This is a genomic window from Bacillus sp. FSL H8-0492, assembly GCF_038006145.1.
In the GTDB taxonomy this organism is placed as follows: Bacteria; Bacillota; Bacilli; order Bacillales; family Bacillaceae_G; genus Bacillus_A; species Bacillus_A mycoides.
Genome location: NZ_JBBOUP010000001.1, coordinates 1,090,197 through 1,102,248 on the forward strand (window position 1 = coordinate 1,090,197; position 12,052 = coordinate 1,102,248).

11 protein-coding genes and 1 pseudogene are annotated in these 12,052 nt (G+C 36.4%); 8 read left to right on the forward strand and 4 right to left on the reverse strand.

Translation table 11 applies throughout. From position 1 onward, the window contains the following. Positions 1 to 41 precede the first annotated feature (41 nt). From MHH66_RS05490 to MHH66_RS05515, 6 genes and pseudogenes are all read left to right on the forward strand, one after another. The gene (locus MHH66_RS05490) at positions 42 to 1,874 is read left to right on the forward strand and encodes a bifunctional homocysteine S-methyltransferase/methylenetetrahydrofolate reductase (RefSeq protein ID WP_016100611.1); all 1,833 of its coding nucleotides are present in this window, start codon (positions 42 to 44) and stop codon (positions 1,872 to 1,874) included. After that, positions 1,874 to 5,272, forward strand: a complete 3,399-nt coding sequence (gene metH / locus MHH66_RS05495; RefSeq protein WP_078184434.1) for a methionine synthase — start codon at positions 1,874 to 1,876, stop codon at positions 5,270 to 5,272. Before MHH66_RS05490 ends, metH begins: the two co-directional genes overlap by 1 nt. An 18-nt stretch (positions 5,273 to 5,290) precedes the next feature. After that, complete coding sequence (locus MHH66_RS05500; RefSeq protein ID WP_063218900.1) at positions 5,291 to 6,349, forward strand: undecaprenyldiphospho-muramoylpentapeptide beta-N-acetylglucosaminyltransferase; 1,059 nt, start codon at positions 5,291 to 5,293, stop codon at positions 6,347 to 6,349. A 244-nt stretch (positions 6,350 to 6,593) separates the two neighbouring features. Continuing rightward, positions 6,594 to 6,836 (forward strand): DUF3966 domain-containing protein, encoded by a 243-nt coding sequence (locus tag MHH66_RS05505; protein WP_085960924.1) that lies wholly within the window; start codon positions 6,594 to 6,596, stop codon positions 6,834 to 6,836. A 97-nt stretch (positions 6,837 to 6,933) separates the two neighbouring features. Next, positions 6,934 to 7,312, forward strand: a pseudogene (locus MHH66_RS05510) (nucleoside 2-deoxyribosyltransferase). A 108-nt stretch (positions 7,313 to 7,420) separates the two neighbouring features. Continuing rightward, the gene (locus tag MHH66_RS05515; RefSeq protein ID WP_002015119.1) at positions 7,421 to 7,909 is read left to right on the forward strand and encodes a hypothetical protein; all 489 of its coding nucleotides are present in this window, start codon (positions 7,421 to 7,423) and stop codon (positions 7,907 to 7,909) included. Between the two features lie 35 nt (positions 7,910 to 7,944). On the opposite strand, the gene MHH66_RS05520 is transcribed toward MHH66_RS05515, so the two are convergent. Continuing rightward, complete coding sequence (locus MHH66_RS05520; RefSeq protein WP_002129099.1) at positions 7,945 to 8,256, reverse strand: hypothetical protein; 312 nt, start codon at positions 8,254 to 8,256, stop codon at positions 7,945 to 7,947. 252 nt (positions 8,257 to 8,508) lie between these two features. On the opposite strand from MHH66_RS05520, the gene MHH66_RS05525 reads away from it, so the two are divergent. Both MHH66_RS05525 and MHH66_RS05530 read left to right on the forward strand, forming a co-directional pair. Beyond that, positions 8,509 to 8,724: a DUF3912 family protein gene (locus tag MHH66_RS05525; RefSeq protein ID WP_078184433.1), complete on the forward strand. Its 216-nt coding sequence runs from the start codon at positions 8,509 to 8,511 to the stop codon at positions 8,722 to 8,724. 69 nt (positions 8,725 to 8,793) lie between these two features. Beyond that, positions 8,794 to 9,204, forward strand: a complete 411-nt coding sequence (locus tag MHH66_RS05530; RefSeq protein WP_165689457.1) for a hypothetical protein — start codon at positions 8,794 to 8,796, stop codon at positions 9,202 to 9,204. 80 nt (positions 9,205 to 9,284) lie between these two features. Here the strand turns inward: MHH66_RS05530 and MHH66_RS05535 are convergent, their stop codons facing one another. The 3 genes from MHH66_RS05535 to MHH66_RS05545 form a co-directional block, all read right to left on the reverse strand. Then, positions 9,285 to 10,679, reverse strand: coding sequence for an L-cystine transporter (locus MHH66_RS05535; RefSeq protein ID WP_002138338.1), 1,395 nt, complete (start codon positions 10,677 to 10,679; stop codon positions 9,285 to 9,287). A gap of 107 nt (positions 10,680 to 10,786) precedes the next feature. Next, complete coding sequence (locus tag MHH66_RS05540) at positions 10,787 to 11,029, reverse strand: DUF2626 domain-containing protein (RefSeq protein WP_002088627.1); 243 nt, start codon at positions 11,027 to 11,029, stop codon at positions 10,787 to 10,789. Between the two features lie 281 nt (positions 11,030 to 11,310). Further along, positions 11,311 to 12,006: a helix-turn-helix transcriptional regulator gene (locus MHH66_RS05545; protein WP_002014995.1), complete on the reverse strand. Its 696-nt coding sequence runs from the start codon at positions 12,004 to 12,006 to the stop codon at positions 11,311 to 11,313. Positions 12,007 to 12,052 lie beyond the last annotated feature (46 nt).

Here is a 12,052-nt window from a genome sequence, read left to right on the forward strand (position 1 = left end):
TGAAGAGGGGGTTTTTATATTGATAGAAATGAGGGAGATTCGTGAAATTACTAGATTTATTATCAAAAGGAATTGTAATAGGTGATGGTGCGGTTGGAACGTTATTACATTCGCATGGTTTACAAAGTAGTTTTGAAGAATTGAATTTGTCTGATCCGGACTTAATTATATCGATCCATAAACAATATGTAGCTGCTGGAGCGGATGTTATTCAAACGAATACGTATGGTGCGAATGAAGCGAAACTCCGCATGTATGGTCTAGAGAATCAAGTTGTCCAAATTAATAAAGCGGCAGTGAATATTGCGAAAGCATCAGTAACAGATCGGAATGCAATTTTAGGGACAATTGGAGGTATGAAACATATTGGTGCTGTTACAACGACTGATATAGAGCGAGAATTTATGTTACTTGAGCAGGCAGGTGCTTTACTAGAAGAACAGGTTGATGGATTACTATTAGAAACTTTTTATGATGAATTTGAATTATTGCATGCGGTTAAAGTATTGCGTAAACAAACGAATATTCCGATTGTTGCTCAGTTAGCGTTACATGAGGCAGGTACGACTCAAAATGGGAATGATGTCAATGAAATATTAAAACAGCTTTTAGATTACGGTGCCAATGTTGTTGGGTTGAACTGTCAACTAGGCCCGCTTCACATGACGGAAGCTTTCAAAATGATATCGATTCCTCAAAATGGCTATTTATCAGCATATCCGAATGCAGGTCTCCCGAATTATGTGGAAGGGCGTTACGTATATGAGGGAAGTCCAGCGTATTTTGAAGAAATGACACCGAAATTTATTGAACAAGGTATTCGTTTATTAGGTGGTTGTTGTGGTACTACCCCGGAACATATTGAAGGAATGAAACGTGCCACTCTAAATGTTGCACCTGTAATAGCAAAGGAGACGATTCAAAGGCCTAAAGTGGTCCATACACATGAGAAGCGTTCGAGAGCTCATGTTACTCTAGCAGAAAAGGCAAAGAAACAAACGACAGTTGTAGTGGAATTAGATCCACCGAAAACGTTAGACACGCAGCGTTTTTTTGAAGGGGCAAGAGCACTGAAAAGGGCTGGAGCGGATGCTATTACTCTAGCAGATAATTCATTAGCATCTCCTCGTGTTTCGAATATGGCTATGGGTGCATTATTAACGAAGCATGATATTCCAGTATTGACGCATTTAACGTGTAGAGACCATAACGTCATTGGACTACAGTCTCACTTACTTGGATTATCAGCATTAGGTATGGAGGAAGTGCTAGCTTTAACTGGTGATCCAGCGCGCGTTGGTGATTTCCCAGGTGCAACTTCTGTATATGATTTGTCATCGATAGAGCTCATTAAAATGATTAAAGAGATGAACGACGGACGCTCTATTTTAGGGAAATCAATTGGTCCGGCAACAAGATTTTCTGTTGGAGGTGCATTCAATCCTCATGTAAGGCATTTAAAAGCAGCGGTCAAGCGAATGGAACGAAAAATTGATGCTGGTGCTGAATATTTCTTAACGCAGCCGATATATGATGTTGCTTTAATAGAAGAAGTATATGAAGCGACAAAGCATTTGGAACAACCTATCTTTATTGGAATTATGCCGTTAGTAAGTAAGCGGAACGCAGATTTTCTTCATTTTGAAGTGCCGGGTATTACTCTCCCTGAAGAGATAAGACAAAGAATGGATGGACATGAAACGAAAGAGGCAGCCATAGAGGAAGGGATTCGTATTTCACAAGAGTTGATCGATGCGGCGATGAAATACTTTAACGGTATTTATCTTATTACACCGTTTTTAAAATATGAAATTACAGAACATCTCGTGAAATATGTGAGAGAAAAGCAAGAAGTGAAAGAAGGTATTAATTGATGAAACGAATAGAAGAGAGATTACAACATGAAATTTTAATATTAGATGGTGCAATGGGAACGATGATCCAGCAAGAAGACTTAACAGCGGAAGATTTTGGAGGAGAAGAATACGAAGGTTGTAATGAATATTTAGTAAAAACAAGACCGGATGTTATTTTAAATATTCATAAAGTCTACATTGAAGCTGGAGCAGATATTATTGAAACGAATACGTTTGGTGCAACAAATATTGTATTAAGTGATTATGCATTGTCTCATTTAGATGAAGAGTTAAACGAAAGGGCAGCGCTTTTGGCGAAGCAAGCGGTTAAAGAAAGTGGGAAAGAAGTGTATGTTGCGGGAGCGATGGGACCAACGACGAAAGCGATTAGTGTTACAGGTGGTGTGACTTTTGAAGAGTTAATTGAAGCCTATACAAGGCAAGCGAGAGGACTATTAAGAGGAGAAGTTGATGTATTACTCGTTGAAACGAGTCAAGATATGCGTAATGTGAAAGCTGCGTACATTGGAATTCAATCGGCGTTTGAAGAACTAAACAAAATAGTACCTATTATGATTTCTGGAACAATTGAACCGATGGGAACGACTTTAGCGGGTCAAACGATCGAAGCCTTTTATTTATCGGTAGAGCATATGAAGCCATTATCGGTTGGATTAAACTGTGCTACTGGTCCAGAATTTATGAGGGAACATATACGTTCCCTATCTGATTTATCGGAGTGTTATATTTCGTGTTATCCAAACGCTGGTCTTCCTGATGAAGATGGGCATTATCACGAATCTCCAGCGTCACTTGCTGAAAAAGTAAAACGTTTTGCTGAAGAAGGATGGATTAATATTATTGGTGGTTGTTGTGGCACAACACCAGAACATATACGTGTAATGAAATCGGCGCTTGCCTCGATTAATCCTCGTGAGCATCATGAAAGGGTTGGACATGGAATTAGTGGACTAGAAGCGTTGCAATACGATGATTCTATGAGGCCCTTATTTGTTGGAGAAAGGACGAATGTAATTGGATCGCGTAAGTTTAAAAGATTAGTAGCAGAAGGGAAATTTGAAGAGGCTGCTGAAGTGGCAAGAGCGCAAGTGAAGAAAAATGCTCATATTATTGATATTTGTATGGCAGACCCTGATCGTGATGAAATAGAAGATATGGAAAGATTCTTGGCAGAAGTTACGAAAGTGTTAAAAGTACCGATTATGATTGATTCAACAGATGAAAATGTTATGGCGAAAGCTCTTACTTATATTCAAGGAAAAGGTGTTATCAATTCTATTAATTTAGAGGATGGAGAAGAACGTTTTGAAAAAGTGACACCCCTTCTTCGGAAATACGGTGCTGCGATAGTTGTAGGGACAATTGATGAAGATGGTATGGCAGTTAGTGCAGAAAGAAAGATAGAGATTGCTAAAAGAAGCTATGAATTACTAACGAAAAAGTATGGTATACGCCCATCTGATATTATTTTTGATGCGCTTGTGTTTCCTGTAGGAACAGGTGATGAAGAATATATAGGTTCAGCGGCAGCGACTATAGAAGGAATTCGTCTTATTAAAGAAGCGTTACCAGAATGTTTAACGATTCTAGGTGTGAGTAATATATCTTTTGGTTTACCACCAGCTGGACGTGAAGTATTAAACTCTGTCTTTCTATATCATGCAACGAAAGCAGGATTAGATTATGCGATTGTTAATACGGAAAAATTAGAACGCTATGCGTTAATTCCAGAGGAAGAAAAACGTCTTGCGGATGCATTATTATTTGAAACGACGAAAGAGACGTTAGAAAAATTTACAAACTTTTATCGTGTTGCCAAAAAGAAAGATGTCGTTATACAAGAAACGCTAACACTTGATGAACGACTGGCAAATTATATTGTAGAAGGTACGAAGAAAGGACTACAAGAAGATCTAAGTCTCGCGCTTACAGAAGGACGAAAACCTCTGGATATTATTAACGGGCCGCTTATGACAGGAATGGATGAGGTGGGGCGATTATTTAATGGTAATGAGCTTATCGTTGCTGAAGTATTGCAAAGTGCTGAAAGTATGAAAGCTGCCGTAAGTTATTTAGAGCCACATATGGAATCTAGTGAGAGTGCAAAAAAAGGGAAAGTATTATTAGCGACTGTTAAAGGAGACGTACATGATATTGGGAAAAACCTTGTTGAAATTATTTTATCAAATAACGGATATGAAATTATTAATTTAGGAATTAATGTTCGTTCGGATCGAATTGTTCAAGAAGTACAAGAAAAGAAACCTGATATTATTGGCCTTTCGGGTTTGTTAGTAAAATCAGCGCAACAAATGGTAACGACTGCTGAAGATTTAAAAGCAGCGAATATTGATATTCCAATTGTTGTAGGTGGTGCAGCACTAACGAGGAAATTTACAGATAATCGTATTTCTCCATCTTATAAAGGGCTCGTATGTTATGCAAGTGATGCAATGACAGGTCTTGATATTATTAACAAATTACAAAAAGAAGAAGAACGTGAAAAGATGAAGCGAGATAAAAAGGAACGCCATCTTCATATTGTGAAACAAGAGGAGAAAAAAATAGAAATTCCCGCAGTTATTGAGCCGTTGCCAAAAGCAACTGTTATAGTGCCAGATTCGACGAAACGAGTTGTATTACGGGATATTCCTGCCCTTCATCTTGCACCGTTTTTAAATAGACAAATGTTAATTGGACACCATCTTGGATTAAAAGGAAACGTAAAAAAACTCTTGCAAGAAGGGGATAAAAGAGCACATGAGCTAAATGATTTAATTGATGAATTATTACAAGAAGGACAATCTTGGTTACGCCCAAAAGCGGTGTATCAATTTTTCCCGGCGCAAAGTGATGGACAAAATATAATTATATACGATCCGGAAGATCACACACGTATTATAGAGCGATTTGAATTTCCGAGACAAGGGAAAGCACCATACCGTACTTTAGGAGATTATATACGCCCGATTGGAGATGAGATGGATTATGTCGCTTTCTTATCTGTTACCGTTGGAGAAGGGGTTCGAGATATTGCAGAGGAATGGAAGGCGAAGGGAGATTATTTACGCAGTCATGCGATTCAGTCGTTAGCACTTGAATTAGCAGAAGGACTTGCTGAAAAAACACATATGCTCATTCGTGATCGTTGGGGAATTCCAGATTCACCTGAACTGACGATGGAAGAGAGATTCCGTACGAAATATAGAGGAATACGCGTATCCTTTGGTTATCCAGCATGCCCAGAACTTGCTGATCAAGAAAAATTATTTCGCTTAATTCATCCAGAAGAAATTGGTATTTCATTAACAGAAGGATTTATGATGGAGCCAGAAGCGTCTGTAACGGCTATGGTATTTTCTCACCCTGAGGCAAGGTATTTTAGTGTACTATAGTGTAGAAGGGGGAGACGTATGAAAAAAATAGTCTTTACAGGTGGCGGTTCGGCCGGGCATGTAACACCTAATTTAGCAATTATTCCACATTTACAAAAGCAGAACTGGGATATCTCTTATATTGGTTCTCATCAAGGGATTGAGAAAACGATTATAGAAAAAGAAGGAATCCCATACCATAGTATTGCAAGCGGGAAGCTACGTCGTTATTTTGATTTGAAAAATATAAAAGATCCTTTTCTCGTGATGAAGGGTGTTATGGATGCGTACGTAACAATTCGTAAACTAAAACCGGATGTTATTTTTTCAAAAGGTGGTTTCGTATCCGTACCAGTCGTAATAGGAGGGTGGCTAAATAGGGTGCCAGTTTTATTACATGAATCTGATATGACACCTGGACTAGCAAATAAAATTGCGCTCCGTTTTGCCTCGAAAATATTTGTTACATTTGAAGAAGCAGCGAAACATTTACCGAAAGAAAAAGTAATATATACAGGATCGCCTGTACGTGAAGACGTACTAAGAGGAAATCTTGAAAAAGGTTTAAAGTTTCTAGGGTTTTCCCGGAAGAAATCAGTTATTACTGTTATGGGAGGAAGTTTAGGCGCAAAGAAAATTAATGAAACGGTTCGATCGGCACTTCCAAATCTTCTGAAAAATTATCAAATTGTGCATCTTTGCGGAAAAGGAAATCTTGATGAATCCTTACAAAATAAAGAAGGATATAGACAATTTGAATATGTACATGAAGAGTTGCCGGATATATTAGCAGCAACAGATTTTGTTATTTCACGTGCGGGATCCAACGCGATTTTTGAATTTTTAACAATGCAAAAGCCGATGGTTTTAATTCCGTTATCGAAATTTGCAAGCCGTGGAGATCAAATTTTAAATGCTGAATCCTTTAAAAGACAAGGGTATGCATCGGTATTATATGAAGAGGATGTAACGGTGAACTCACTTATAAAGCATATAGAAGAGCTATCTCATAATAATGAGACGTATAAAATAGCATTAAAAAAATATAATGGAAAAGAAGCGATTAAAACTATCATTCAACATATTTCAGAGGCATGATTAAACAATCATGTCTTTTTTAGTAGGATGAAAGATTCCAAGAATTGATATTTTTATGTTACAATAAAGTGAAACTTTAATCAGTGGGGGGTTCATCCCCACTGATTATTAGCCCTCACCAATCGGGCTTTTACGGGCAGTTAATCCCACACCTAACTTCTTTGTTTTCGCTGAATTTTGAGGTGGGGGTCTTACTGCCCTCAAATAGCGGGGTAACAAATGGTTAATAGGGAAATTCCAATTGATTAAGCGTGAAAATACGAATGGATTAGGAGTGACTGTGTTGGAGCTAAGTCTCTATGAAAATACTGCACTTATTATATGCTTTGTGTTGTACGTTGGTAGTGTTATTGTTTATATTTCACGGAAATTTTCACAAGAACGAGAGCTTGAAAAATCAGAAATAACAGCTGAACTAGAAATGTTAGCTGATGAAAGTTATAAAAAACAAAAAATAAAAGAAGATCATGAGGCACCCCATCATTGAAACGCAAATAAGTTCTAAGGATGGGGATTTTTTTTGAAAAAATCCCATTAACGCTAAAAAAGGAGTTTCCCCATACATATTTAAGGAGTGAATATAAATGAAATTTTATATTGCTTCAGGATTTCAAAATAAACATCTTGTTCGTTTCGTATCAAGCCAGTTGAAAGAAGTGGGATGGCAGCATACATATGATTGGACGAAAAATGAAAGAGCAACCAATAGAGAACAATTGCAAAAAGATTGGTGAAGAAGAACAAGAAGCGATACGAGAAGCTGATGTTTTCTTACTCATACTAGAGGGTGGGAATGGAAGTCATACAGAATTAGGGATGGCAATTGCTTTAGAAAAGAAAATTTATATATATCACAAGGGCAATGAGTTGCAAACGACATTCTACCATTTACGAGAAGTTGATATTTTCGAAGGAGAAATTGAGGGGCTTGTCTCATATATATTGAATAAAGTGGAATGTTAGACGTGGGAATGCAGCGAGAAATATTTCTTGCAAAAAAAGAGTGAAGGTTACCATTAGGCTATTTTGGGCACAGTTATTATAAGTAAAGCATATAAAGGAGTTATAAATATGAAATTAGAAAATGGATGGGAAACAAGTTTTTTAGAGGTTGTACAAAACAGTGAATTTAAGAAAGATGCAATTCTTAGTCAATTGCTTTTTGCGGATAGTGAAGAAGTAGAAGAGCTTGTTGATGATTACGGTTATGAAGAGATTATTGAACGCGAACATGATGATGAGTTAGCAGGAATTTTAGGAGAAGAACTTTTCAGTGAGCTGGAGCGAAACGTATTCTTATCTCCACAGCCAGAAGAAAAACTTATTTCATTCGTAAATGGATTAGGTTTTCATGTGTTAGATTGGATTGTGCTTCTTGAAACAGAATTTGGCATTGATAGCGCAAACTTCACATCGGATGCAGTGAAAATGTTAGAAAAGCGCTTTAGACAGTTTCCATATATAGAAGAGAAGACAATTTTTGATATGACGTTTGAAGAAGCGATGGATGTATTAGAATCTGTTACAGGATTACAGCTGAAGGGGAAAATGAACGTATAATGAAAAAGAACGTGATAGCTTCACGTTCTTTTTTTTTACATAATAATAATTTTATCATCTAGCTTTGTTTGTCCAGTAAGAAGTGCATTTAAATACTCTACTTTTCGTATGCAAGCTTGTATATGTCTTTCAACCTCTTGTAACTCTGCTTGGTGATGCGTTTCAATTGGATGAATTTGTACGTTAAATTTTTCGAATTGGCTACTATATGTTATTTCTGCATAGCCGCTCATAATATCGGTTTCGTTATGAAATAAAAATTGCTTCGTTTCTTCACAGAATGATACATCCTGAAAGCCATATACTTTTAATGCTTCAATTACTTTGTTAATCATGTTTGTATTCATTTTTTAACCCTCTTTACGAAGTTCTACTTTTATATTATAACATAAAAAATTACGTAGAAAGCGCTTCCAAGTGTATTTTATTATAAACTTTACGTTTCAATCATAAAAATGAAACAAAGAAAAAATAATTGTAAAGAAGGAAGGACTCTTTTATTGTTTCGTCATATATAGAGAGAAATAGTGCAATGAAAGGAAATTTTCCGAGGTGGAGATTGTATTTCCAATTTGAGCGCAGTAAAAGAGGTGAGAATCTTGAACTTTGATATTGTAGGACAAAAAGCATATATAAAAAATGGGCCGCATCGGAACCAAATTGGAACTGTAAAGAAAAATGAAAAACAATTAGAATCCCATTTTGCTATTGTAATTGGAGAACAAAGTATTGATGTAGAGCTAAAGGATATCGTGTTAGTTGGAGTAGATGTAGGACAATTTCATACATGGTGCGAGCAAAATGGTTATTTGTGAAAGGGACGGGCTGTGAGATAATGAAATATATTTGAGAAAAGAGAATATGTTATTGTATTCTCTTTTTTTATGTTTAAGGAGGCGGAAATGAAATATAAAGCACAGGAGCTTACATTGGAGTTGAAAGAGAAGATTCAATGTATGGAGAATGGAATAGAGCGAATATCACTTGAACTTTTTAAAGAGTATTCATATTTATACATAGAGAAAAACATGGAACTATCTATGGAACTTGTTAAAGATAAAGAGCATCCTTTTGAGGTGGGTTATTATTCATCAGTTGCCATAGCTATATTAGATGAAGAAAAAGAGATGATTGGATTTTATAATATTCCAATTTGGAAATGCGAAAGAATCTTTTTAGGAATGCAAATTCAATTAAGCATTTGGGGAAGTAAGAAAGTAGGGGAACTTGTTGATGAATCTTGTTATGAGATTGAGGAAGAGTTAAAAGAGCAACTAGAAGAATACTTGGAGTGATAACTTTCAAGAGAAGATGTATAGAGATGGAACATAATAAAAAAGACGCTAACAGTATAAATTGTTAGCGTCTTTTTTTATTATGAAGCAATCTCACCAGTTTTTACATCATCTTGATTGTACGTATCCTGATCTAATTCACCAAGCCATTTACTAGAAATAAGACCTGCTGTCATAGAACCACTTACGTTAAGAGCTGTACGACCCATATCGATTAATGGTTCAACTGAGATAACAAGAGCGACAATGCCGATTGGTAAGTTCATTGTAGATAGTACGATTAAGGCTGCGAATGTTGCACCGCCACCAACACCTGCAACACCGAATGAGCTAATAGCAACGACAGCGATTAAAGTTAAAATGAATTGTGGTTGTAATGGATCAATTCCTACAGTTGGAGCGACCATCATAGCAAGCATTGCTGGATAAATACCTGCGCAACCGTTTTGACCGATAGATACCCCAAAGGATGCAGCGAAGTTAGCGATTCCTTCAGAAATACCAAGCTTTTCTTTTTGAGCTTCAATATTTAATGGCATTGCACCAGCACTAGAGCGAGATGTGAATGCAAATGTTAATACAGGGAACACTTTTTTCAAATATTGAATTGGATTTAAACCAGATAATGCGATTAATAATAAGTGAATGATAAACATTACGATAAGAGCTACGTAAGATGCTAACACGAAGTTACCAAGTTTTAAAATAGCGTTAATATCGCTACCAGCAACTGTCTTTGCCATAAGAGCTAATACGCCGTATGGAGTAAGACGTAAAATTAATGTTACCATACGCATTACGATTGCATATACAGCATCAAGCATTTTCTTAAATAGCTCTGCTTGTTCTGGATATTTTCGTTTTACACCTATAAAGGCAATGCCGATAAAGGCTGCAAATATTACAACAGAAATTGTTGATGTTGGACGAGCACCTGTTAAATCAAGAAAAGGATTTGTAGGCAATAGTTCTAACAATTTGTCTGGAATTGTTGTCTTTTCAATAGAAGTAAATCTTTCTTCTACTAATTTCAGACGAGCAGATTCTGCATCACCTTGTTGTAATCCTGTTGCTGATACATCAAATCCTGCGCTTGCAGCTATACCGACAGCTGCGGCAATTCCTGTAGTAAGAATTAAAATTCCGATAATAAGACCACTGATTTTACCAAGGTTTTTCGTTAATTGTAATTTTGTAAATGCTGAAATAATAGATACTAAAATAAGTGGCATAACGATCATTTGAAGTAATTTCACATAACCGTTACCAATTAAACTAAACCAGGTATTTGATTCGATAATTACTTTAGAAGTAGGTTCATAAATAAATTGTAATATAAGACCAAAGATAATTCCGACTCCTAAAGCAGTAAATACACGTTTATTAAAAGATACATGCTTACGTTGCATATAATACAATACGCCAACTAAAATGAGCATGACTGTGATGTTAATCCCGACAAGCAGTGTATTCATGTTGATTCCCCCTAATTCCAATGTGTTATATAGAATATAAGGTAATAAAACCTATAAGTCAACTAGGGAATTGCGGAATTAAAAAAAAGATGGCAATTTGCCATCTCTTAATGCCCAGCTCCAGGGACAAGTAAAAATGTTGTGTACCATGTAAATCCGATGAAGAAAACGGTTAAATATGCCCCGAATACGTATATATACATACGCTCTGTTAATTTTAAATAACTTAAAAGTACGAAGAATCCTGTTTGTCCTAAAAATAGTAGTGCGGCCGAATGCATATCCCCTACGTAAAACATAACCGAGAAAATTCCAGTCCAAAAGCCAAGAACGCGAAACATGCGCTCCATGCCATCTCCCTCCTTTTCTAAAAAAAGTAAAACCTCTTTTCATTATAGTTTATTTTTCTAACTATTGTAAATATTCATTCATATAAAAAAGAAGCCAACTATAATATTGACTTCTTCTTAGTTGAAAAACTAAATTCGAACTTTATCCCGCTATTTGTGGGCAGTAAAACTCCCACCTCAAAATTCGGCAAAATGCGAGGAAGTTAGGTGGGAGATAACTGCCCGTTAATGCGGGATGGGTGCGGGCTAATAATCAGTGGGGGAAGAACACCCCCCACTGATTAAAGTTTCACTTTATAGTTACAAGATTTGCATCCATCTAGTAGACTATCGTTTCGTGTTAATTCCACGTTCGGGAATAGGATTTCAAAAATCCCCTTCATCATATCTCCGTGCATATTACAAATTTCAGTCGGATGATGCGCAGCAACTTCTTTAAATGGGCAATTGTGTACATCATAGAAAATTTTTGTGCCATCTGTACTTAATTCAAAAGCAGGAGATAAGCCAGCTGTTGAGAATGCTTCTTTTGCGATTAGCATTTTTTGTTCTATCGTCAATGCTTCTGCACTTACATTTAAGCGATGCATATGTTGTTGCATTAATTCTTTGCCGAATTGTTTCCCTGTTTCATATAGCGCTTTTTCACCAGCACTACCTAAGCTTAGCAGTGAATTAAATGCTATCTGCGCTAACAATTGATAATCGCGAAATGGGAATTGTAACTGGATGACATCTTGAGACAAGACGTATAGTCTGCTTGGTCTGCCGCCTTTCCCAGTTTTTTTTGTTTCTGATTTGAGCATATTAACATCTTCTAATTTAGATAAATGTAAACGCGCTACGTTTGGATGAATGTTAAACTCATCTGCAATTTCTTGTACAGTTACGTAATTATGCTTTTGCGAAATATATTTATAAATGTAATAACGAGTAGGGTCAGATAACACACCTGTAATTTTTAAAGCTTGTTCCATTAGGATCTCCACCTTTATCACTTTATCCAAGATATTAACATTATAA